The sequence below is a fragment of the Mesorhizobium denitrificans genome (genome assembly GCF_003403035.1).
GTDB lineage: Bacteria > Pseudomonadota > Alphaproteobacteria > Rhizobiales > Rhizobiaceae > Mesorhizobium_G > Mesorhizobium_G denitrificans.
The window spans coordinates 93,202-117,148 of record NZ_QURN01000003.1 but is presented as its reverse complement, the minus strand read 5'-3'; the positions used below and the strand labels follow the sequence as shown (position 1 = coordinate 117,148).

Sequence of the window (23,947 nt, the reverse complement as noted above, 5' to 3'; positions counted from 1 at the left end):
GCGTCAATTACCGCTCATCCGCAAGCTGGCCTTCGGTGGGGAGGGTTCGGAGCATGAAAAAGGCTGGTCGCGCTGCGAAATCCACCCCGGCAAAGGGTGCCAAGACCGATACCGAACCTGCTGAATCCGCAAAGAAAAAGGCGGTTAAGGCAAAGCCAGCGTCTACCAGGAAGAAGCTGCCGGCAGCGCGGGCCAGCGAGGGCGCGATAAAGGCAATTGTCGCTGGCACGCATGGCGATCCGTTCGGCGTGCTGGGTGTGCATGAAACCGATGCGGGGATGGTGGCGCGATGCTTCATTCCCGGCGCGGATTTCGTGACCGTGTACGACCTCGATGGCGGTGAAATCGGAACGCTCGAAAGGCGCAACGAGGCAGGGTTTTTCGAGGGGCCGCTGACGGTGGATCGTCGCCAACCGGTGCGCTATCTGGCGCGCAATGAAGGCGGCGAATGGTCGGTGCTGGACCCGTATTCATTCGGGCCGGTGCTGGGGCCGATGGATGATTACTACATTGCCGAGGGCTCGCATCTGAGGCTGTTCGACAAGCTCGGCGCACATCTTATCCATCACGAAGGCGCAGACGGCGTGCATTTCGCCGTGTGGGCACCGAATGCCAAGCGCGTTTCGGTGGTGGGCGATTTCAATGATTGGGACGGTCGGCGGTTACCGATGCGGTTTCGTCAGGACACCGGCATATGGGAAATTTTCGCGCCGGGTATCGGCGCAGGGCGGACCTACAAATTCGAGATCATCGGTGCGCAGGGCGCAGTGCTGCCGCTGAAGGCCGATCCGTTCGCGTTCAAGTCTGAACTGCGTCCCGAAACGGCATCAGTGACGGCGGAGCCGTTTCATCATGAGTGGGGCGACGAAGCGCATCGCGAATATTGGCGCAAGGCGCAGCCGCGACGCGACGCGATCTCAATTTATGAGGTGCATGCCGGCTCGTGGCAGCGCAAGGAGGATGGTTCGTTCCTGACTTGGGATGAACTGGCCGAACAACTCATTCCATATGTGGTGGACACGGGCTTTACGCATATCGAGTTCCTGCCGATCTCGGAGCATCCATTCGATCCGTCATGGGGATATCAGACGACCGGGCTCTACGCGCCGACGGCACGCTTCGGCGACCCGGATGGTTTCGCGCGTTTCGTGGATGGCGCGCATCGCGCGGGCGTTGGCGTAATTCTGGACTGGGTGCCTGCGCATTTCCCGACGGACGAGTTTGGTTTGGCGCGTTTTGACGGCACCGCGCTTTATGAGCACGAAGACCCGCGCAAAGGCTTCCACCCCGACTGGAACACGCTGATCTATAATTTCGGGCGGCGTGAGGTGCTATCGTTCCTCATCAACAACGCGCTGTACTGGGCCGAGAAATACCATGTCGACGGGCTGCGCGTGGATGCGGTCGCGTCAATGCTTTACCTCGACTACTCGCGCAAGCAGGGCGAGTGGATACCCAACGAAAAGGGCGGGCGCGAGAATCTGGAGGCCGTTAAGTTTCTGCAGGAGATGAATGCGCGGCTTTACGGCACGCATCCCGGCGTGATGACCATAGCCGAGGAATCGACATCGTGGCCGAAAGTCTCGCAGCCGACCGACCAAGGCGGGCTGGGCTTCGGGTTCAAGTGGAACATGGGGTTCATGCACGACACGCTGGAATACATGGCGCGTGAGCCTATCCACCGGAAATTCCACCACAGCGATCTGACCTTCGGCCTGCTCTATGCGTTTTCGGAAAACTTCGTGCTGCCGCTGAGCCATGACGAAGTGGTGCATGGCAAGGGCACGCTACTGCACAAAATGTCTGGCGATGACTGGCAGAAATTCGCGAATTTGCGCGCCTATTACGGTTTCATGTGGGGGTATCCCGGCAAGAAGCTGCTGTTCATGGGGCAGGAATTTGCCCAGCGCCGCGAATGGAGCGAAGCACGCGCACTCGACTGGGATTTGCTGGCGCACCCGCCACACGCAGGAATGCGCAAACTGGTGCGCGACCTGAACTATGCGTATCGCTCGCGGCCCGCGCTGCACGCACGCGATTGCGAGCCGGACGGCTTTACGTGGCTGATCGTGGACGATCAGGAAAACTCGGTTTTTGCCTGGCTGCGCACCGCGCCGGGGGAAAATCCCGTAGCGGTGATTTCCAGTTTCACGCCGGTCGTTCGCAACAATTACGGGCTACCATTGCCGAAGGCCGGAAAGTGGCGCGAGATCATCAACACCGATGCTGCGGAGTATGGCGGCACCGGGGTTGGGAATGACGGTGTTGTGGAAGCATTTGCGACATCCGACGGGAAGGCGCACGCCAGATTGCGCTTGCCCCCGCTGGCCACGCTGATGCTTGAACTGGTTGAGGAAGAGCCGGAGGCGGTTTCGCCAACGGAGGAGAACGCCGAAACGGTGGAGGTTGTGCCATCATGAGTGGGGAGGGAGTTCATGGCTGATTTGAAACGGACGCAGCCGCTTGCGCGCGAAGCTATGGCCTATGTGCTGGCGGGCGGAAGAGGCAGTCGCCTCAAGGAACTGACGGACCGACGCGCCAAGCCCGCCGTGCATTTTGGCGGCAAGACGCGCATCATCGATTTCGCGCTTTCGAACGCGATCAATTCGGGTATTCGCCGCATCGGCGTTGCCACGCAATACAAGGCGCATTCGCTGATCCGCCACCTGCAACGCGGCTGGAACTTCATGCGGCCGGAGCGTAACGAAAGCTTTGATATTCTGCCCGCCTCACAGCGCGTTTCCGAAACGCAATGGTATGAGGGCACGGCTGACGCGGTGTTTCAGAACACGGATATTATCGAGAGCTACAACCCGGAATTCATGGTCATTCTGGCGGGCGACCACATCTATAAGATGGATTACGAGCTGATGCTGCGTCAGCACGTTGACCAGAACGCCGACGTGACGGTGGGCTGCCTCGTGGTGCCGCGCATGGAAGCGACGGGTTTCGGCGTGATGCATGTCGATGAAAACGACAAGATCATTGCGTTTGTCGAGAAGCCTTCCGATCCGCCAGCAATTCCGGACAAGCCGGATTTCGCGCTGGCCTCGATGGGCATTTATGTGTTCCGCACCAAGTTTTTGATGGACCTGCTGCGCAAGGATGCATCTGACCCGGATTCAAGTCGTGACTTCGGCAAGGACATCATTCCCTACATTGTGGAACACGGGAAAGCAGTGGCGCATCGCTTTGCGCAATCCTGCGTGCGCTCGTCCATGGAGGCCGAGCCTTATTGGCGCGATGTCGGAACCATCGATGCCTATTGGGAAGCCAATATCGACCTGACGGATGTGACGCCCGAACTCGACATTTATGATCGCGACTGGCCGATCTGGACTTATGCCGAATTGAAGCCGCCGGCCAAATTCGTGCATGACGAGGATGGGCGTCGCGGCATGGCCGTGTCGTCAGTGATTGCAGGCGATTGCATCGTGTCGGGCGCTTCGTTGAAACGGAGTCTGGTGTTTACCGGCGCGCGCATCAACTCGTTCACCAAGCTGAAAGAGGTGGTGATGCTGCCCGACTGCACGGTGGGCCGCAATGTGAGGCTGACGCGCTGCGTGATAGACTCGGGCGTTCACATTCCCGAAGGGCTGGTTGTCGGCGAGGACGCAAAGGCCGATGCCAAGCGATTCCGCGTGAGCGAAAAGGGAATTGTGCTGATTACGCAGGAAATGATCAGCCGGTTAGGGTGAATGTGGACGTGCGCTCGTGCTGCCCCTCACCCTTACCCTCTCACTGTTTTCGGGGGAGAGGGTAAGGGTGAGGGGCAGCGAAGTTCGACAAAAAATTTTGCACTGAGACGTATTGCATGAAAGTTCTATCTGTAACCTCTGAACTTTACCCGTTGATCAAGACCGGCGGGTTGGCCGATGTGGCAGGCGCGCTGCCGCTGGCGCTGGCGGAGCATGGCGTCGAAATGCGTTCGCTGCTGCCCGGCTATCCGGTGGTCATAAAGGCGCTGAAAAGCACCGAAGCAGTCTACCACTACGACAATCTGTTCGGTGGACCGGCGGCGCTGCTCGCCACGAAGATCGCGGGACTGGACCTGTATGTGATCGACGCGCCGCATCTCTATGACCGCAATGGCGGTGCCTATGGCGATCCGAACGGCAATGACTGGCCCGACAACTGGCAGCGCTTTGCAGCGTTGAGCAGGGTGGGCGCGGACATCGCCGAGGGCAAGCTGGCGGGCTTCAAGCCGGATCTCGTCCACGCGCATGATTGGCAAGCGGCGCTGACAATTGCATATATGCGCTTCGGCCCTGCCAACAATGTGCCGAGCGTTATGACGGTGCATAATCTCGCGTTTCAGGGGCGCTTTCCCGCAGGCATTTTCGGCGGGCTTGGACTTGCGGGCGAGGCGATGACCGTCGATGGCGTCGAATATTACGGCGGCGTCGGGTTCCTGAAAGCAGGGCTGCAATCGGCATGGGCGGTGACGACTGTCAGCCCGACCTATGCGCAGGAAATTCGCACGCCGGAATTCGGCATGGGGCTGGACGGGCTGATCAACAGACGCGCGCCGGACCTCTATGGCATCGTGAACGGCATCGACGATGATGTGTGGAATCCGGCCACCGACAAGCACCTTGCGGCGTCATACAAAGCGGAAGCGCTGGACAAGCGCGCGGCGAACCGCGCCGCAATAGAGGAGCGGTTTGGGCTGGAGCACGACGACACGCCGATCTTCTGCGTGGTGAGCCGCCTGACGTGGCAGAAGGGCGTGGACCTGCTGGTGGAGATCGCAGACCCATTGGTGGCGATGGGCGCACGGCTGGCGGTGCTGGGCTCCGGCGATAGTGGACTTGAGGGGCAGCTTCTGGCCGCCGCGGCACGCCACCGCGGGCGCATCGGCGTGGTGATCGGCTATGACGAAGCACTCTCGCACCTGATGCAGGGCGGCGCCGACGCCATTCTCATACCGTCGCGTTTTGAGCCGTGCGGCCTGACGCAGCTTTACGGGCTGCGCTATGGTTGCGTGCCGGTGGTGGCGCGCACGGGCGGCCTTGCCGATACCGTGATTGATGCCAATGAGGCGGCGGTTACAGCGGGCGTGGCGACCGGATTTGTGCATGACGCTGCCGACGCGCGCGCGCTGCTCAATGCCGTGCAGCAGGCGGTGGAGTTGCATCGCGACACGCAGATCTGGGCATCGCTGCAGAAGCAGGGCATGAAAAGCGATGTCTCGTGGACACGCAGCGCCAAGAAATACGCCGATCTTTACAGCAACCTTCTTGCCAGAAAGCCGGGTCAGCAAATGAGCACGCAAGCGACTATCAAGACAGTTCAGACCAAGCCGTATGACGACCAGAAGCCGGGCACCTCCGGCCTGCGCAAGAAAGTGCCGGTGTTTGAGCAGCCGAACTATGCGGAGAATTTCATCCAATCCGTTTTCAATTCGCTGGATGGGTTTGAAGGCAAGACGCTGGTGATCGGCGGTGATGGCCGCTACCTCAACCGCGAGGTTATCCAGAAGGCCATTGCGATGGCGGCGGCCAACGGCTTCGGCAAGGTGATGGTGGGGCAGGGCGGCATTCTGTCCACGCCCGCCGCGTCGAACATCATTCGCAAATACAAGGCATTCGGCGGACTGGTGCTTTCGGCCAGCCACAACCCCGGCGGTCCGCATGAGGATTTCGGCATCAAGTACAATATCGGCAATGGCGGACCAGCGCCCGAAAAGATAACCGACGCGATTTTCGCCAACAGCAAGACGATCAGCGAATACAAGATCGCGGAGATTGGCGCGGTTGATCTGGACGTGGTTGGCAGTTTCAACGTGGGCGGCATGGTGGTCGAGATCATCGACCCTGTGAAAGACTATGCCGAACTGATGAATAGCCTGTTCGATTTCGACGCCATCCGCGCGATGTTCAAGGGTGGCTTCCGCATGGCGATGGACTCGATGCACGCCGTGACCGGTCCCTATGCGAAGGAAATTCTGGAAGGGATGCTGGGCGCGCCGAAAGGCACGGCACGCAATTTCCACCCGCTGCCGGATTTTGGCGGGCATCATCCCGACCCGAACCTCGTGCACGCAAAAAAGCTCTACGACGATGTGATGAGCGCAAAGGGGCCGGATTTCGGCGCGGCCTCCGACGGCGACGGCGACCGCAACATGATCGTTGGCAAGGGCATGTTCGTGACACCTTCCGACAGCCTCGCGCTGATTGCTGCGAACGCGACTTTGGCGCCGGGATACAAGCGCGGGCTGGCAGGCATTGCGCGCTCCATGCCGACAAGTGCAGCGGCGGACAGGGTCGCCGAAAAGCTCGGCATCGGCATGTATGAAACGCCGACCGGCTGGAAATTCTTCGGCAATTTGCTGGATGCGGGCATGGCGACGATTTGTGGTGAGGAAAGCTTCGGCACCGGCTCCGACCATGTGCGCGAAAAAGATGGGCTTTGGGCCGTGCTGTTCTGGCTCAACATTCTGGCCGCGCGCAAGCAGAGCGTGAAGGACATCGTTGAGGCACACTGGAAGGAATATGGCCGCAATTATTATTCGCGGCATGATTATGAGGAAGTCGAGAGCGACAAGGCGAATGCACTGATCGAAGCGCTGCGTGAAAGCCTGCCGAAGCTGCCCGGCAAAAAGGTTCAGGGCATGACCATCGAGGCAGCCGATGATTTTGCCTATCACGATCCGGTCGATGGCTCAGTGTCGAAAAATCAGGGCATCCGCGTGCTGTTCAAGGGCGGCTCGCGCGTGGTGTTCCGGTTGTCGGGAACGGGTACATCGGGCGCGACATTGCGCGTGTATTTCGAGCGGTATGAGCCCGATGCGAAGAAACAGAATGTCGAGACGCAGAAGGCACTTGCGGATTTGATCAAGGCCGCAGATGAAATTGCCGGAATCGTGAAGTTTACCGGGCGCAAAAAGCCAACGGTGATTACTTGAGATTACCGTGTGCGAGAATACCCTTCATCCGCCTGCCGTCACCTTCTCCCTCAAGGGGAGAAGGGGGATATCAGCAAGGCCCCTCACGCTTTGCAACGCCGGAGATTTTTGCAACGCCGGAGATTAAAGCCAGCGCATCTCAAATCTCCCTTCTCTCCTTGAGGGAGAAGGTGCGCGCAGGCGGATGAGGGGAGATGCAAGGCGAAACGCTTAAGCAAGTTGACCTCGGCGCGAACGTTCAAGACGGCGGGGTGCTGTTTGCCGTGTGGTCGGGAACGGCGAAAGCCATATGGCTCTGCCTGTTTGATGCCAAGGGCAGCGAGGCGCGCGTGGAAATGCTGCGCGGCGAGCAAGGCGTGTTTTCGGCTTTCGTTGCGGGCGCTCGTGAGGGACAGCGCTATGGTTTTCGAGCTGATGGAGATTATGCACCGCTGCGGGGACTCTGGTTCGATCCCGACAAGCTGCTGATCGACCCTTATGCTGTCGAACTGGACGGTGCTTATAGCTACGATCCAAACCTCGCGCTGGCACGCGGAAGCGGGATAGACACCGCGCCGCTGCTGCCAAAGGCAATTGTGAGGCGATTGCCGGAAGCGATTCAAACGACTCCGTTTTTTCATCCAGGCGGGCTGATCTACGAATTGCAGATGCGGGCGTTCACCAAGCTGCACCCGGATATTCCAGAACGGGTGCGCGGCACGGTTGGCGCGCTGGCGCATCCGGCGATCATAGAGCATTTGAAAAAGCTGCATGTGTCGGCGGTGGAACTCATGCCGATCACGGCGTGGATGGATGAGCGCCATTTGCCGCCGCTCGGACTGCACAATGCGTGGGGGTATAACCCCGTTTCGTTTATGGCGCTGGACCCGCGTTTGTGTCCGGGCGGCGTGAAGGAACTGCGCGAAACGGTAGCCGCGCTGCACAAGGCCGGCATCGGCGTGATCCTCGATCTGGTGTTCAACCATACAGCCGAAAGCGACATACACGGCCCGACGCTTTCGCTGCGCGGGCTGGATGCGCAGACTTATTATCGCAGCCGCGACGGCAGGCTGGCGAACGACACCGGCACGGGCAATACGGTCGCGTGTGATCGTCCGGTGGTGCAGCGGCTGGTGCTGGATTCGCTGAGGCACTTTGTGCGCCACGCGGGTGTGGATGGGTTCAGGTTCGACCTCGCACCCATTCTCGGACGCGATGACAACGGCTTTGACGCGCGGGCCGCGCTGCTGCGCGCGATGCGCGACGACCCGCTGCTGGGCGACCGCGTGCTGATCGCGGAGCCGTGGGACATTGGCCGCGACGGCTATCAGCTTGGCAATTTCGGCGATCCGTTTCTGGAATGGAACGACAGGGCGCGTGACGATTTCCGCCGGTTCTGGCGGGGGGATGCCGCAATGGTTGGCGCGCTGGCGACAGCGCTGGCGGGTTCGTCGGACGTGTTTCAACGCGACGGGCAGGACAGCACGCGCACGGTGAATTTCATTGCTGCGCATGACGGGTTGACGCTGACCGATCTGGTGAGCGTGGAGCGCAAGCACAACGAGGCCAATGGCGAAAACAATCGCGACGGCCACGACGAAAATTATTCGTGGAACAACGGCGTTGAAGGCGGCACTGACGACGCCAAAATTCTGGCGGCGAGAGCGCGGGACTTGCGGGCGCTGCTGGCGACGCTGTTTGCCTCGCGCGGCGCGATAATGCTAACGGCGGGCGATGAATTCGGGCACACGCAGCACGGCAACAACAACGCCTATTGTCAGGACAACGAACTGACCTGGCTGGATTGGGCGGGCCGCGACCGGGAGTTGGAAGGTTATGCGTTTCGGATCAGCGGGGCGAGGGCGGATTTCCCCCTTTTTGGCGAAACGCATTTTCTGACCGGCAGCGATGTGGAATGGTTGACCGAGGCTGGCGACGCCATGAGCACTGCGGACTGGGAAGACCCGGCGAGGCGAAGGCTCTGCATGGTGCTGAACGCCGGCGGCGCACGGCTGGCGGTGCTGGTGAATGGCGACCGGCGCAAGGTGAATTTCGGCCTGCCTGAGCGTGATGGCTATCGCTGGCGGGCGGTTGTCGGGACGGGCGAATTGGTCGAGGGAAGGTCGGTGGCCTTCCTGCGTGAGGTGGCGGATGACGGCAAGTGACTGGTGGCGCGGCTGCGCGATTTATCAGGTCTATCCACGCTCGTTTCAGGACAGCAATGGCGATGGCATCGGCGATTTGCCGGGCATCATCGAGCGGTTGCCATATATTGCCTCGCTGGGCGTGGACGCGATCTGGCTGTCGCCGTTCTTCAAATCGCCACAGGCCGATATGGGCTACGACGTGTCGGATTATTGCGCGGTCGATCCCATGTTCGGGACAATGGACGATTTCGAGCGGATGGTCAGCGAGGCGCACCGGCTGGGGCTGAAGATCATTATCGATCAGGTGCTGGCGCATACGTCCGACAAGCATCCGTGGTTCGTCGAAAGCCGGATGAGCCGCGCCAATGCCAGGGCGGACTGGTTTGTGTGGGCCAATGCAAAGCCCGATGGCACGGCGCCGAACAACTGGCTTTCGGTGTTTGGCGGCTCGGCGTGGGAATGGGAATCCACGCGCAAGCAATATTACCTGCATAACTTTCTGGTCTCGCAGCCCGCGCTGAATTTTCACAATCCGGCAGTGCAGGATGCGCTGCTGGATTCGGTGCGGTTCTGGCTGGAAAAAGGCGTGGACGGGTTCCGGCTGGACACGGTGAACTACTATTTTCAGGATGCGGAATTGCGGATGAATCCGCCGCTGCCGAAGCGCAAACGCGAGGCGCTGAATCCGTCAAATCCATATCTGCTGCAGCATCATCTGTACGACAAGACGAGGCCGGAAAACGTCAGCTTTCTCAGGCGATTCAGAGCGCTTCTGGATTCATTTGGAGAGCGGACCTCGGTGGGCGAAGTGGGCGACGAAGATCGCTCGCTGGACACGGTCGCGGCCTATACCGAAGGCGGCGACAAGCTGCACATGTGCTACACGTTCGACATGCTGGGCGATGAGTTTTCGCCCGCGCATTTTCGCGGCTGCGTGGAGCGCTTTTTCGACAAGGTGCGCGATGGCTGGGTGTGCTGGGCGTTTTCCAATCATGACGTAAAGCGGCATGTCAGCCGCTGGGTGAAGCCGGGGCAAAACAGCGATGACGTCGCGCGGTTCGCGATTTCGCTGCTGGCCTGTTTGCCGGGTTCGATCTGCCTGTATGAAGGCGAGGAGCTTGGCATGGAGGAGGCGGAACTGACGTTCGAGCAGTTGCGCGATCCATATGGGATACGGTTCTGGCCGGGGTTCAAAGGCAGGGACGGATGCCGCACGCCGATGGTGTGGGAAGCGGCGCAGAAGAATGCCGGGTTTTCGACCGGCGTGACATGGCTGCCGGTGTCGGCGGAATCTGCTGCGCGCGCAGTCGATGTGCAGGAGCGCGACGGTGGCTCGGTGCTGGCGCACTATCGTGCCGTATTGGCGGCGCGGAAGGCCGAACGCGCGTTGGTTGAGGGTGGCTTCGCCTTTCTCTATAGCGGCAGGGATGTGCTGGCGTTTGTGCGCGAGAGCAAAGGCCGGCGGGTGCTGAGCGTTTTCAATTTCTCCGAACAGCCCGTGAAGTGGAAACTGCCGCGCGGGGTGGAGGTTGGCACTGCGGTGTTGCCGGGGACGGGCAGGGTTGACCGCGGCGTGGTTATGCTGCCCCCGCTTGGAAGTTTGGTCGCGGGGTTGAAGTAGCATGTCTTCCTTCGCCCCGCTTACGGGGAGAAGGCGGCCCGAAGGGCCGGATGAGGGACGGCGGGCGTTTCGTCGAAAACGCGCATTTCCACATGACGCGACGTCAACTGCATCACGCTGTTGTGTTGGTTGAATGCTCTGCTAGTCTCGCAACCACGGCGAGTGGAAAAATCCACCGCATGGGAACAGGCGCGATTAGCGTCGTACATCTTGACCGCCATAAATCAGGCGGCAAACAGGGAGTAGTCCAATGATCCACACTCTTCTGCGTTCAACCATATTCGCAACCTCGCTCGTGCTGGCGGGTGGCGCGCTCATGAGCCCGGCCTTCGCCGAGGTGGTTTATAATCGCGGCAGCGCCGCCGAACCGGAAACGGTCGACCCGCACAAGACCTCGACAGTTTATGAAGCGCATGTGCTGCGCGACCTGTTCGAAGGTTTGGTGATGCAGGACGCCAAGGCTGGACTGATACCCGGCGCGGCCGAAAGCTGGACGATTTCGGATGACGGCAAGACCTACACGTTCAAGCTGCGCGCCGACGCTGTTTGGTCCGATGGCAGCCCGGTGACGGCTGATGATTTCGTCTATTCGTTCCGCCGCCTGGAAGACCCGGCAACGGGCGCTGAATATGCATCGATGCTCTATCCGATTGTAAACGCTGAAGAAGTGAACACCAGCAAGGCCAAGCCCGAAGAAATGGGCGTGAAAGCGGTGGACCCGCACACGCTGGAGATCACCCTGAAAGCACCGACGCCGTATTTCCTTGAAATGCTGACGCACCAGGCGGCCTATCCGGTCAACAAGGCGTCCATCGACAAGGATGGCGCGGACTGGATCAAGCCGGGCAAGCTGGTTTCGAACGGCGCGTTCACGCTGACCGAATGGGTTCCGAACGACCATCTGAAAATGGTCAAGAATCCGAAATTCCACGATGCGGCGAATGTGAAGATCGACGTTATCAACTTCATTCCGACCGAAGACCGCTCGTCGGCGATGAAGCGTTATGAAGCGGGCGAACTCGACAGCTATGACGATTTGCCGACCGAGCAGCTTGCCGATTTGAAGGCGAAATTCGGCGACCAGATCCGCGTCGCACCCTATCTCGGCACATATTATTACGCCATCAAGACGGACAAGGCTCCGTGGGACAATGTGGAACTGCGCAACGCAATTTCCGAAGCAATAGATCGCGACTTCCTTGCCGAAAAGGTTTGGAACAATTCAATGTTCCCAGGCTATTCGATGGTGCCGCCCGGCATCGAGGGCTACAAATCCGCGATGGCAAAATTTGCGGACAAATCGCAGATTGATCGTGAGGATGAAGCCAAGGCGGTGCTGGAAAAGCTCGGCTATACGCCGGAAAAGCCGCTGAAAATGGAAATTCGGTACAACACGTCCGAGAACCACAAGAACACGGCAGTGGCGATTCAGGAGCAATTGAAGCCGCTCGGCATCGAGGTGACGTTGCTGAATACCGACACCAAGACGCATTATGCGCATCTTGAACAGAAGGGCGATTTCGACGTGGCCCGCGCAGGCTGGATCGCGGACTATCAAGACCCGGAAACCTTCCTTGGCATTTCGCGCAAGGCCAGCGGGAACAATTATTCCAACTACGATAGCCCGAAGTTTGAAGAACTGATGGACAAGGCCGCTGCAGCAGGCGGCAACCCCGAAGAGCGGTTCAAACTGCTCGGCGAAGCAGAGCGGGTGCTGATTGATGATGTCGGCCAGATCCCGCTGCTTTACTACAGCTTCCACAACATCGTGTCGCCAAAGCTGACCGGTTTTGATGACAACGTCATGGACGTTCACCCGACAAGGTTCATCAGCAAGGCTGAGTGATTGACGCAGATGCGCGTTCCAGGCGCGCAGACGTGAAGCGCTGCCCCAACCTTACCCTCTCCCCGTAAACAGGGAGAGGGTAAGGGTGATGGGCAGCACGAGCATCCCGATATACTGGTTCAGGGGGCAGCGATCATGCTCTTATACCTGATACGCCGATTGCTGACGGCGATACCGACGCTATTCGTAATCGTGACGATTTCGTTTTTCCTGATACGGGTCGCGCCGGGTGGTCCGTTCAATCAGGAGCGAGGGCTGAGCCCTGAAATCAAGGCCAATCTGGAAGCGCAATTCGGACTGAACGACCCGCTGTGGCTGCAATATTGGCACTATCTCAAGAACCTGCTGCACGGAAATTTCGGCCCAAGTTACAATCTGCCCGACTTCACTGTGACGGAGCTTTTCCGCGAAGGGCTGCCGATTTCGATCCAGCTTGGCGCTTCGGCGCTGGTGCTGGCGCTGCTGGTTGGCGGAACGCTCGGCATTATCGCAGCGCTGAACCAGAACCGGGCGGCGGACTATGCGGTGATCGCGACGGCGACGGCCGGCAGCACAATACCGACCTTCGTGATCGCGCCGATCATCCAGCTAGTGTTTGCACTGTCGTGGAAACTGCTGCCGGTGGGTGGCTGGGGCGATGGCGCGCTGCTGAACAAGATTGGCCCGGTGCTGACGCTGGCGCTGCCGCAGATGGCAATCGTGGCGCGCCTGATGCGCGGCTCGATGATTGAATCGCTGCGCTCGCACCATATTCGCACGGCCCGCGCGATGGGGCTTTCGGACTGGTCGGTGGTGGTGAAGCACGCGCTGCGCGGTGCGCTGCTGCCGATCATCTCCTATGCCGGCCCGGCGGCGGCGGCGCTGCTGACAGGCTCGATCATCGTGGAAACGATTTTCGCGATACCTGGCGTGGGGCGCTATTTCGTGCAGGCCGCGCTGAACCGCGACTATACGCTGGTGATGGGCACGGTGGTGGTAATCGCGATTTTCACCATCATATTCAACCTGATCGTAGACCTGCTCTACGCGGTGGTGGACCCGAGGGTGCGCTATGACTGAGCTCGCCGACGCCCAAGCTGCGCCCGACCCGGAAGCGCTTGGCCGCTCACTGTGGGGCGATGCGTGGCTGCGCCTGAAGGCCAACAAGGCGGCGATGTTCAGCCTGTTTTATCTGGTGGCCATGACGCTGGTTTGCGTGTTCGGGCCTTTCTTCTCGCCGCACGCCTACACAACGATCTACCCTGATTATGTGCGCACGCCGCCGAGCCTTTCGCCCTATCCGCAACAGGAGATGATTCAGGGCGCGCTGGCCGATGTGACGCGCAGAATGCGCGTGGACATGAAGGAGATGAAGCAGGAGGACGGGCGCGTGGTGTTCACGGTGACATCCACAAAGCCCTTCGATGACCGGAATCTGCGCTATATCGACCGCTCCGATACGTTTGACGATGCACGGGTGGAGAGCAAATCGCCGGACGGGCTGGAGACGGTGATAAGCGCTGCGACAATGCAGAAATATTTCCTGTTCGGCACTGACAATGTGGGTCGCGACCTGTTTACGCGAACGCTGGTGGCGGGGCGCATTTCGCTCTCGATTGGCCTGCTGGCGGGACTGGTGGCTGTGACCATCGGTGTGGTCTACGGCGCGACGGCGGGCTTTGCAGGCGGCAAGACGGATGAAGTGATGATGCGCATTGTCGATGTGCTTTACTCGCTGCCGTTCATCTTCTTCGTCATCATGCTGGTGGTGTTTTTCGGGCGAAACTTCGTGCTGATGTTTCTGGCTGTGGGGGCGGTTCTGTGGCTGGACATGGCGCGCATCGTGCGCGGGCAGGCGCTTTCGATCCGACGACAGGAATATGTGCAGGCTGCGGAGGCGATGGGTGTTTCGCAAGCCGGCATTCTAATGCGGCATGTGATCCCCAATCTGCTGGGGCCGGTGGTGATCTACATGACGCTGCTGGTGCCGCAGGTGATTTTGCTTGAAAGCTTCCTGTCGTTTCTGGGCCTTGGCGTTCAGGAACCGATGACGAGTTGGGGCGTGCTGATTTCGGCAGGCGCGGCGAATATCGGCAGCGCCAACTGGATGCTGCTTTATCCCGCGTTTTTCCTCGTCTCGACACTGTTCGCGCTGAATTTCATTGGCGACGGGCTGCGCGACGCACTCGACCCGAAGGACCGCTGACATGGCAGAGACGGTTCTTGAAGTGAGAAATCTGCGGGTGACGTTCAGGACGCTGGACGGGACGGTTGAGGCCGTGAAGGGCATCGATCTCGTTGTGAAGGCAGGCGAGACGGTGGCGATTGTTGGCGAATCCGGTTCGGGCAAAAGCCAGACCATGATGGCGGCAATGCGCCTGCTGGCCTCCAACGGCGAGGCGACAGGCGCGGTTGAATATCGCGGGCGCAATTTGCTGGAGCTGCCGAAATCGGAGCTGAACAAGGTGCGTGGCGCGAAGATCAGCATGATTTTCCAGGAGCCGATGACATCGCTGGATCCGCTCTACACAATCGGGAACCAGCTAATCGAGCCGATCATGCGCCATCGCAGGCTGGGTGCGAAAGATGCGAAGGCCGAGGCGCTGCGCTTGCTCAAGCTGGTGCACATTCCCGACCCGGAGCGGCGCATGGGTTCCTACCCGCACGAAATGTCGGGCGGGCAGCGGCAACGCGTGATGATAGCCATGGCGCTGGCGAACGACCCTGACGTGCTGATTGCCGACGAGCCAACGACTGCGCTGGACGTGACGATTCAAGCGCAGATTTTGGTGCTGCTGGCGGAACTTCAGAAGAAGCTCGGGACGGCGATCGTGTTCATCACGCATGATCTGGGCATCGTGCGCAGGTTGGCCGACCGCGTTTATGTGATGCGGCGCGGCGAAGTGGTGGAGAGCGGGCCGACGGAGCAGATTTTCACGACGCCGCAGCATGACTACACCAGAATGCTGCTGTCGGCGGAGCCGACCGGACGCAAGGCACCCCCCGCGCCGAACGCACCAATAATGCTTGATGGGCGCAATGTTGAGGTGACATTCAGGATAGGCGGCGGGTTTCTGGCAGGACCGCCGATGCTGTTGCGTGCGGTGGACCGCATCAATGTGATCCTGAAGGAGCGCCAGACAATCGGGATTGTCGGGGAGTCTGGATCGGGAAAATCGACGCTGGGGCGCGCGCTGCTGAGGCTGTTGCCGAGCGAAGGGCGCATCCGTTTCGAGGGGCGCGATATTTCGACGGCAACCAAGGACCAGATGCGGCCGCTACGGCACGAAATGCAGCTTGTGTTTCAAGATCCGTTCGGCTCGCTTTCGCCGCGCATGACTGTGGGGCAAATCATCACCGAGGGCTTGCGCGTTCACGAGCCGAACCTGACGCGCAAGGAGCGCGACCAACGCGCGAAGGAAGCGCTGCGCGAGGTGGGTTTGGACCCGGTGATGCGCAATCGCTATCCGCACGAGTTTTCAGGCGGGCAAAGGCAGCGCATCGCTATTGCGCGGGCAATGATTCTGAAGCCGAAAGTGGTGGTGCTGGATGAGCCGACTTCTGCGCTGGATCGTTCTGTGCAAAAGCAGATCGTGGAGCTTTTGCGCAAACTGCAGGCTGACAATGATTTGTCGTATTTGTTCATCAGTCATGATCTGGCGGTGGTGCGCGCGATGGCCGACTACATCATCGTCATGAAACAAGGGAAGATCGTGGAAGAGGGGCCTACTGACGAGATTTTCGACGATCCGCGCGAGGCCTACACACAAACGCTGATGGCCGCCGCACTGGACGCAACGCGGTTTCGCGCAGAAGTTTAGATTTCAACAGACCTCATGAGGATTCGTGATGAAATTGTATTATGCACCGGGCACATGCGCTCTCGCCTGCTGGATTGCACTGAAATGGGCGAAGGCTGATTTCGAGGTTCAAAAGGCGGATTACGCCTCGGCTGAGTTCAAGAAGGTGAACCCGCTGGCGCAAGTTCCGGCGCTCGACATTGGCGGCAAGCGCGCGATGACACAGGCTGACGCAATATTCGGCTACATCGTGGAGAAGCACCCGGAGGCCAATCTCGGTGCGGACGATAATATTCTGGGCCGCTTCGAATATGCCGAAACAATGTCGTTCCTGACCGGCGATTTCCATCCTGCATACTGGCCGTTCTTCGGACCGCAGCGCTATACGGTCGATCACAGCGAGACGGCCCTGGACAACGTGCGCAAGGCGTCGTTCGCGCGCATCGACCGCGTGATGACCTATCTGGACGAGCTGATCGGTGACAGCGAACACGTTTACCGGAATCGCCGGACGGTCGCGGATGCCTATGCATTCATCATGTCGCGCTGGTCTGTCCGCACGCCGAAATCATGGAAGGAATATCCGAACATTGCGCGACTTTTCGCCAGCATGGAAAAGGACGCAGACGTGCAGGCGGTGCTGCGTGAATCAGCGGCGTAAAGACTTTTGAAGGATTTTCCACATGGAACCGTCCACGAGGCGGGCGAAGACCTTCAGAAGGCGCTGCGCTCGGACCCGGAATTATTCGGGCTTTGGGAAAAGCTGACGCCGATTGGCCGGAACGAATTCATCTGCTGGGTGGAAGACGCGAAACAGCCAAAGACGCGCGAGCGCCGCATTTTGCGGACATGCGAGGAACTGATCGAGGGCAAAAAGCGCCCTTGTTGCTGGGTGGGTTGTATCCACCGAACCGACAAAGCGCCGAGCGCGTGGCAACAGGCTGTGCTGATCGACAAGAAAGCGAAGAGCTGACGACAGGGATTTGGCGCTAACTATGTTACGTGCAGCGGTAGGCCCGGTCCGCGGAAGCCGACGACTACTGGGCCGATTTTTCTTAGCCCAGACGGGTGGGAAGAGACAATTGCACTGACTAGAGGCGCTTGGAACAGCCCAAGAATCATCGCATGCGCTGTGCATGGTACCAAGTCTCAGGATACAGCGTTGACTAATCACCTTATCACCCTCCAGAAGATCCGCGATCACTCGCCATGCGGGGAGGGTTTGGCGAAGCTTTTGAATGCTTTTGTCTACCCGCCCGACATGTCAGTGAAAGTTAGTTTTGGCGACATAGCCGAGGCCAGCGGCGCACAAGATACCCTATTGGCGACACCGTGCATTGGTGATCGTCGGTTTGTCGTTTCACTGGTTATGCCGGCTGTCAAACGGGCTTCCAAGCACATAGCAGACCAGCGCGTCCACGCCAGCACTGCCAGACGCGTCCACGCCAGCGCTGCCGCGATTGAGCAATGGTTGGCTGGTGACGATACGGTTGAATTGCATGAAGCCACCCTTACCGCGCGCGTAGCCCGCGCCGCCGCCTATCGTGACGCCGATTCCGCCACCGATTTCGCCGATGTTGCCGCCTATAAAGCGGCCCATGCCGCCTCCGAAGCAGTCGTCAATATTGCCTTTGCTGCCGCCGCCGCTCATGCCCTCGCTGCCGCCGCCCATGCCGCAGCTACCGCCGCTCATACCGCCGCTGCGGCCGCTTATGCCGCCGCTGCTGCCCGTACTGCCGACGATGCCGCCGTCTACTCTGTCGCTGCCCACCGCGCCGAACGTCAACAACAGGTAGCGGATATCATTGCTCGATCGCCTCTCCATGCTTTGAAGGAAATGAGCAATCCTAAAACCCATCACGACGAACCTGAAGACTTTGCCGAGTTTTGGGAAGAAAGAATCCTAAATCGAAGAATGAGCGAGCCGTTTAGTGAGAAGTCTTCTATTGCGCGGTGGTTTCGAAATGCTCAAAAAAAGTCTCAAGTCTCGTGGGACGCCTAGACGGAAAATCGTCGGCGCGCAGATGAGAGCGATAAAGCTTTGATTTTTCTGGTCGGAGTAGCAGGATTCGAACCTGCGACCCCCTCGTCCCGAACGAGGTGCGCTACCAGGCTGCGCTACACTCCGCGACCAGATGGCGGGCTTATATCCGCCACATTGCGACCCCGCAAGGGAGAAGATTGTTCTCTTGCGGGAAAAATCTGTACAGCCCTAAGGGCTCGAAATTCAAAGCCGCCGATACGCTTTATCAAAATGACGCGACCACATCGCCGGTTTCGACGTAGACCGATTTGAGCTGCGAATAGTGGGCGAGGGCGGCCATGCCGTTTTCGCGCCCAATGCCGGATTGCTTGTAGCCGCCGAACGGCATTTCAACGGGCGTGAGATTGTAATTGTTGATCCAGCAGGTGCCTGCCTGCAGCTGCCCGATGACGCGATGCGCGCGCGGAAGGTCACGCGTGAAAACTCCAGCCGAAAGGCCGAACGGCGTGTCGTTGGCGCGGGTAACGGCTTCGTCCTCATCGCGGAAGGACAGCACGCTCATGACCGGGCCGAAGATTTCCTCACGCGCGATGCGCATATCGTCCTGAACGTCCGAGAATATGGTCGGCTCGACGAAATAGCCATTTTCGAAGCCCTGCAATTTGGGCACGCCGCCGCCATAATGCAGGGTTGCGCCATCGGCCTTGCCGATCTCGATATAGCCGAGCACCTTGTCGTATTGCATCTTGTTGATGAGCGGTCCCATCTGCGTTTCAGGATCGAGCGGGTCGCCGATGCGGATGGCCTTGGTGCGTTCCGTGAGACGGTCGAGGAACTTGCCCTGAATGGCTTCGTGAACGAAGACGCGCGTGCCGTTCGAGCAGACCTGTCCGGTAGAGTAGAAATTCGCCATCATCGCGCCGCCAACGGCGTTTTCAATGTCGGCGTCTTCAAAGATGATGAGCGGCGACTTGCCGCCAAGCTCCATCGTGGCGTGCTTCATGTGCGAACCGGCAAGCGCCAGCACTTTCTTGCCCGTTGGCACGGAGCCGGTGAAGGAGATTTTCGCAACGAGATCATGGCTGGCAAGTGCAGAGCCAACCGGGCCGCGCCCCTGAATGACGTTGAACAGGCCATCCGGCAAACCGGCTTCCGTGTAGAGTTCGGCCAATGCGAGGGCGGAGAGCGGCGCGGCTTCTGACGGCTTGAACACCATCGCATTGCCCATCGCCAGGGCAGGGCCGGACTTCCAGCCCGCGCCCTGTATCGGATAGTTCCACGCGCCTATGCCCGCGCAAACGCCGAGCGCTTCGCGGCGGGTGTAGCCGAACGGGCCGCCAAGATCGAAAAACTCGCCATTGAAGGTGGCGACGGCGCCTGCGAAAAACTCCAGCGCATCGGCGACGGAAGCGGAGTCGGCTACCAGCGTTTCCTGAATAGCGCGGCCCGTGTTCAGGGTTTCAATACGGGCAAGCTCGTCGTTTTTAGCGCGCAGAAGATCGGCGGCACGGCGCAGAATGCGGCCACGGTCAACGGGCTTGAGGCGCGCCCATTCGGCCTGTGCCTTATGCGCGGCTTCCAGCGCCTGCTGGATGATGGCGGGCGTGGCCGCATGAAGACGGGCGATAGTCTCGCCGGTCGCGGCGTAGACCAAATCTATCGGGTCGCCCGCAGTGTCTTCGACATAACGACCGTTGATGTAGTGCGAGCCTTTGGGCTGTGCCTTCATCGCTTCCTCCTATCGGTCCGACTCGCGCCAGCGCGGATTGATCCATGGTTCCTGATTTGACGGTGCGAGCATGGCGCGTCCAAGAATGTGGTCGGCGGCTTTCTCACCGGTCATTATGGACGGCGCGTTCAGATTGCCATTGGTGACGCGCGGAAAGATAGACGAGTCCGCGACACGCAGACCCTCAACGCCTATGACGCGGCACTCGGGATCGACAACTGCCATCGGGTCACTCGCGCGCCCCATCTTGCAGGTGCCGCAAGGGTGAAACGCGCTTTCAGCATGTTCGCGAATGAAGGTGTCGAGCTGGGCGTCGGTCTGGACATCCGGGCCAGGGGAAATCTCGCGTCCGCGATAAGCGTCGAACGCCTGCTGGCCGAAGATCTCACGCGTGAGCCGGATGCAATGGCGGAACTCCGTCCAGTCATCCGGATGCGACATATAGTTGAAGCGAATGACTGGCTTTTCCCAGGGATCGGGCGAGCGCAGCGTGATGGAGCCGCGCGACTTTGATCGCATTGGGCCGACATGCGCCTGAAAACCATGCGAATTGGCTGCGGCCTTGCCATCGTAGCGAATGGCGGCAGGCAGGAAATGATACTGAATGTCTGGATATTCCACGCCCGGCGCGGAACGCACAAAGGCGGCAGCTTCGAAATGGTTGGTTGCGCCGAGTCCGGTTTTGAAGAACAGCCATTGCGCGCCGATGAGCGCCTTGGAGAACGGATTCAGCACCGAATAGAGGGTGATCGGCTGGGTGGATTCCTGCTGTATGTACAGCTCCAGATGGTCCTGCAAATTCTGTCCGACGCCGGGGCGATCTGCGACGACATCAATGCCATGTTCACGCAAATGCGCGGCGGGGCCAATGCCCGACAGCATGAGCAGCTTGGGCGAATTGATGGACGAGGCGGCAAGCACGACTTCACGTTTTGCACGAACAAGTTGAATCTGTTTGCGAACGTCGATCTCGACGCCGATTGCGCGTTGATTCTCCACCACTACGCGCCGCGCGAAACCGCTGACAAGACTCACATTTTTGCGCTTGAGCGCAGGCCGCAAATAGGCACTGGCCACAGACCACCGGCGACCGCCGTGGATGGTTTGCTCCATCGGACCGAAGCCTTCCTGCTTCGCGCCGTTGTAGTCTGGGGTGACTTCGAAGCCCGCCTCTTGGCCCGCATCAATGAACGCCTGATAGAGCGGATTTTGCCGCGCGCCGCGCTGCACATAAAGCGGGCCGCTCGTGCCGCGCCAACCGTCTTCGCCACCGGCGGCATGTTCCATGCGCTTGAAGTAAGGCAATACGTCCGAAAAGCTCCAGCCGGTTGCGCCTTCGTCGGCCCAATGGTCGAAATCGCGCGCGTGGCCGCGCACATAGACCATGCCGTTGATGGAAGATGAACCGCCGATCACCTTGCCGCGCGGCGTGACCAATCTGCGCCCGCCAAGGTTCGGTTCGGGCTCGGTGCCGAGGCCCCAATCATATCGGCTCATATTCATGGGGAAGGACAGCGCCGAGGGCATCTGGATGAACGGGCCGATGTCACTGCCGCCATATTCGATTACAATGACCGAGTAGCGCCCGTCTTCCGACAGGCGATAGGCCATTGCCGACCCGGCAGAACCGGAGCCGACAATCACGTAATCAGCTTCGATGGCAGGCAGGGTCATGCAGGCTGGCTCGACAAACAGGCTTTCACATAGTGCTCAATGACGGCTGCCGCGCCGCGCGGGTTCGGCAGGCCATCCTTGAGCGCACGACGGATGTAAAAACCGTCGATCAGGGCTGCGATGCCTTCGCTCATAATGTCTGCCTGATTGCGCGAAACCAGCGGGGTGAGGCCGCTCATGAGGTTGGATCTCAGACGGCGAACATAGATGCGCAGCAAGCGGCGAAGCGGAGGGGAACGCTGGGCCTCGACATAAAATGCCAGCCAAGCGGCGACCACTTCCGGGCGGAACTGGCCGACCGAAAAGTTGACGTTCACGATGGCGGAGATGCGCTCGCGCGGCGAGGCGGCACGGCCGAGCGCCTGCTGCATTTCAACAGTCAGGTCTGCCAATAGCTGGCGCATCGTGGCTTGCAAAAGCTCATCTTTCGCACCGAAATAATGATGCGCAAGCGCAGACGACACACCGGCGCGACCGGCAATATCCGTCATGGTTACATCGAGCGTTCCGCGCTCTCCGATGGTCAGGATAGCGGCGTCAATCAATTCCTTGCGCCTGAGCGGCGGCATACCAAGCTTGGGCATGAGCGACCTCCTCAGCCGTTCTAGCTTTTTATTGACTGATCAATCAATAAAAAATCGCGGTGTATGATTTTCCGCGTTGCGACGGGGTACATTGCACTGGACCGCGCATCACAACGGCGCTAGGGCACAGCGCAGGAAACGTGTCCGAGGTTTTAGAATGAGTGATCCGGTATTGCTGGAAGTGACGCGCGGCGATTTTGTCGAAAGCCGTCATCGCGGCGCGATTGCGATCTATGATTTCGACGGCAAGCCGGTGGTTGAAATCGGCGATGTGGACCGCCTGCTGTTTCCGCGCTCGGCGGTGAAATCCATGCAGGCGCTGCCGCTGATCGAGACTGGCGCGGCGGATGCGCTCGGCTTTCAGGACGCCGATCTGGCAATGGCCTGCGCGTCGCATGTCGGCGAGCCGGCGCATGTGGAACGCGCGGCGGCAATGCTGGCGAAACTCGGACTGGATGAAAGCGCGCTGGAATGCGGCACGCACTGGCCTTCCGACCACGCGTCGGAAATCGCGCTGGCGCGCGCCGGCGGTGCGCCGAACCAGTTGCACAATAATTGTTCCGGCAAGCATTCGGGGTTCCTGGGCGTGTGTGTCCATTGCGGGATGGACCATCACGGCTATGTCGGGTTTGGGCATCCATTCCAGCAGATGATCCGCGAAACGATGCAGGACGTGACCGGCATCGCGCATGACAGCGAGAATGCCGCCGTGGATGGCTGCGCGATTCCGACCTATGCAGTGCCGCTGCGAAGCCTGGCGCTCGGCTTTTCGCGAATGGGCGGTGGCAAGGGACTTTCGGCGGATCGCGCAGCGGCCGCAAAGCGGCTGATGAACGCCGCGATGCACAATCCGTTTTATGTTTCCGGCACAGACAAGGCGGATACGCTGATGATGCAGGCTGCGCCGGGCCGGATTTTCGTAAAGGGCGGCGCGGAAGGCGTGTTCTGCGGCGTTATTCCCGAACGCGGGCTGGCCATCGCAGTGAAGTGCAATGACGGGGCAGGGCGCGGCGCAGATGCGATAGGCGCAAACATTGTGGCGCAGCTTTTTGCCGACGAACCAGATGTCGCGACGCGTATCGAACCTGTGGCGCTGCCGCCGATCCGCAATCGCAACGGCGCAATCGTTGGTGGAATACGACCGGCTGATATACTCGCAGAATTGCAAATCTAGCTTGCCGAGCGCGAGTTTCGTGCCTACGTTGATGGAATGAGCAGAGCTTTTACCAAAGAAGATGACGACGAATTTGCACTGGCGGATATCGGCGAAAGGCCGGTTAGCCAGGAGCGAAATCTTGTAACGGAAGAAGGGCTTGCGCAGATCGACAAGCACCTGTCGCACCTGCGCGACGAGCTGGGCCGCGCGGAAAAGGCAGGAGAGCGCGAGCAGATGGCGCTGGCCTATCGCGACTTGCGCTATTGGAGCGCGCGGCGCGAAAACGCCGAGCTTTCAATTCCCGAGCCGGATGAAACGGTTGTACGCTTCGGCATGACGGTGAAAATCGTCAACGAGGAAGGCAAGGAAGCCGTCTGGAAGATCGTTGGCGAGGACGAAGCCGACGCGGCAAAGGGCCGAATTTCCCATGTTTCGCCCATGGCGAAGGCTCTGTTCGGCAAGGCTGTTGGCGATGTCGCTGTTGTAAATGACAGCGAATGGGAAATCGTGAAGCTGAACACGAAATAGCGCCACGAATGCT

General features: G+C 59.8%; 17 protein-coding genes, 1 tRNA gene and 1 pseudogene. 15 read left to right on the top strand and 4 right to left on the bottom strand.

What is annotated here, in order from left to right:
* Positions 1–53 precede the first annotated feature (53 nt).
* The 13 genes and pseudogenes from glgB (at position 54) to DY251_RS21230 (ending at position 18,281) form a co-directional block, all read left to right on the top strand.
* Positions 54–2,420, top strand: coding sequence for a 1,4-alpha-glucan branching protein GlgB (glgB, locus tag DY251_RS04000; RefSeq protein ID WP_116622575.1), 2,367 nt, complete (start codon positions 54–56; stop codon positions 2,418–2,420).
* A gap of 15 nt (positions 2,421–2,435) precedes the next feature.
* Complete coding sequence (glgC, locus tag DY251_RS03995) at positions 2,436–3,698, top strand: glucose-1-phosphate adenylyltransferase (RefSeq protein WP_116622574.1); 1,263 nt, start codon at positions 2,436–2,438, stop codon at positions 3,696–3,698.
* A gap of 116 nt (positions 3,699–3,814) precedes the next feature.
* Positions 3,815–5,248 (top strand): annotated as a pseudogene (gene glgA / locus DY251_RS21580) (glycogen synthase GlgA); the annotation flags it as partial.
* Positions 5,249–5,263: 15 nt separating this feature from the next.
* Positions 5,264–6,907 (top strand): alpha-D-glucose phosphate-specific phosphoglucomutase, encoded by a 1,644-nt coding sequence (locus tag DY251_RS21575; RefSeq protein ID WP_170971315.1) that lies wholly within the window; start codon positions 5,264–5,266, stop codon positions 6,905–6,907.
* Positions 6,908–7,101: 194 nt separating this feature from the next.
* Entirely contained in the window at positions 7,102–9,051 is a 1,950-nt protein-coding gene (gene glgX / locus DY251_RS03985; RefSeq protein WP_116622572.1) for a glycogen debranching protein GlgX, read from the top strand.
* On the top strand, positions 9,038–10,654 hold the full coding sequence (bglA, locus tag DY251_RS03980) for a beta-galactosidase BglA (protein WP_116622571.1): 1,617 nt from the start codon (positions 9,038–9,040) through the stop codon (positions 10,652–10,654). The genes glgX and bglA overlap by 14 nt, the downstream gene beginning before the upstream one ends.
* A 250-nt stretch (positions 10,655–10,904) precedes the next feature.
* Positions 10,905–12,500, top strand: a complete 1,596-nt coding sequence (locus DY251_RS03975) for a peptide ABC transporter substrate-binding protein (protein WP_116622570.1) — start codon at positions 10,905–10,907, stop codon at positions 12,498–12,500.
* A gap of 135 nt (positions 12,501–12,635) precedes the next feature.
* Positions 12,636–13,559, top strand: a complete 924-nt coding sequence (locus DY251_RS03970; protein ID WP_116622569.1) for an ABC transporter permease — start codon at positions 12,636–12,638, stop codon at positions 13,557–13,559.
* The gene (locus tag DY251_RS03965) at positions 13,552–14,685 is read left to right on the top strand and encodes an ABC transporter permease (RefSeq protein WP_116622568.1); all 1,134 of its coding nucleotides are present in this window, start codon (positions 13,552–13,554) and stop codon (positions 14,683–14,685) included. The genes DY251_RS03970 and DY251_RS03965 overlap by 8 nt, the downstream gene beginning before the upstream one ends.
* A gap of 1 nt (position 14,686) precedes the next feature.
* A complete protein-coding gene (locus DY251_RS03960) occupies positions 14,687–16,300 on the top strand; it encodes an ABC transporter ATP-binding protein (protein WP_116622567.1) in 1,614 nt (537 codons plus the stop codon).
* A 28-nt stretch (positions 16,301–16,328) separates the two neighbouring features.
* Entirely contained in the window at positions 16,329–16,940 is a 612-nt protein-coding gene (locus tag DY251_RS03955; RefSeq protein WP_116622566.1) for a glutathione S-transferase family protein, read from the top strand.
* Between the two features lie 6 nt (positions 16,941–16,946).
* Complete coding sequence (locus DY251_RS03950; RefSeq protein ID WP_116622565.1) at positions 16,947–17,252, top strand: YdeI/OmpD-associated family protein; 306 nt, start codon at positions 16,947–16,949, stop codon at positions 17,250–17,252.
* A 249-nt stretch (positions 17,253–17,501) separates the two neighbouring features.
* Positions 17,502–18,281, top strand: coding sequence for a hypothetical protein (locus tag DY251_RS21230; protein ID WP_137113448.1), 780 nt, complete (start codon positions 17,502–17,504; stop codon positions 18,279–18,281).
* Between the two features lie 49 nt (positions 18,282–18,330).
* Here the strand turns inward: DY251_RS21230 and DY251_RS03940 are convergent.
* The 4 genes from DY251_RS03940 to betI all read right to left on the bottom strand — a co-directional run bounded on the left by DY251_RS03940 (position 18,331) and on the right by betI (position 22,250).
* A tRNA-Pro gene (locus tag DY251_RS03940) sits at positions 18,331–18,407 on the bottom strand.
* A 121-nt stretch (positions 18,408–18,528) separates the two neighbouring features.
* Entirely contained in the window at positions 18,529–19,992 is a 1,464-nt protein-coding gene (betB, locus tag DY251_RS03935) for a betaine-aldehyde dehydrogenase (RefSeq protein WP_116622563.1), read from the bottom strand.
* A 9-nt stretch (positions 19,993–20,001) separates the two neighbouring features.
* Positions 20,002–21,651: a choline dehydrogenase gene (gene betA, locus DY251_RS03930; RefSeq protein ID WP_170971316.1), complete on the bottom strand. Its 1,650-nt coding sequence runs from the start codon at positions 21,649–21,651 to the stop codon at positions 20,002–20,004.
* Positions 21,652–21,662: 11 nt separating this feature from the next.
* Complete coding sequence (gene betI / locus DY251_RS03925; protein ID WP_116622561.1) at positions 21,663–22,250, bottom strand: choline-binding transcriptional repressor BetI; 588 nt, start codon at positions 22,248–22,250, stop codon at positions 21,663–21,665.
* A 157-nt stretch (positions 22,251–22,407) separates the two neighbouring features.
* Between betI and DY251_RS03920 the strand changes: the two genes are divergently transcribed.
* Both DY251_RS03920 and DY251_RS03915 read left to right on the top strand, forming a co-directional pair.
* Positions 22,408–23,424 carry an asparaginase gene (locus tag DY251_RS03920; RefSeq protein WP_116622560.1) on the top strand — a complete coding sequence of 339 codons (1,017 nt, stop codon included), beginning with the start codon at positions 22,408–22,410 and terminating at the stop codon, positions 23,422–23,424.
* Positions 23,425–23,460: 36 nt separating this feature from the next.
* Entirely contained in the window at positions 23,461–23,934 is a 474-nt protein-coding gene (locus DY251_RS03915) for a GreA/GreB family elongation factor (protein WP_116622559.1), read from the top strand.
* Positions 23,935–23,947 lie beyond the last annotated feature (13 nt).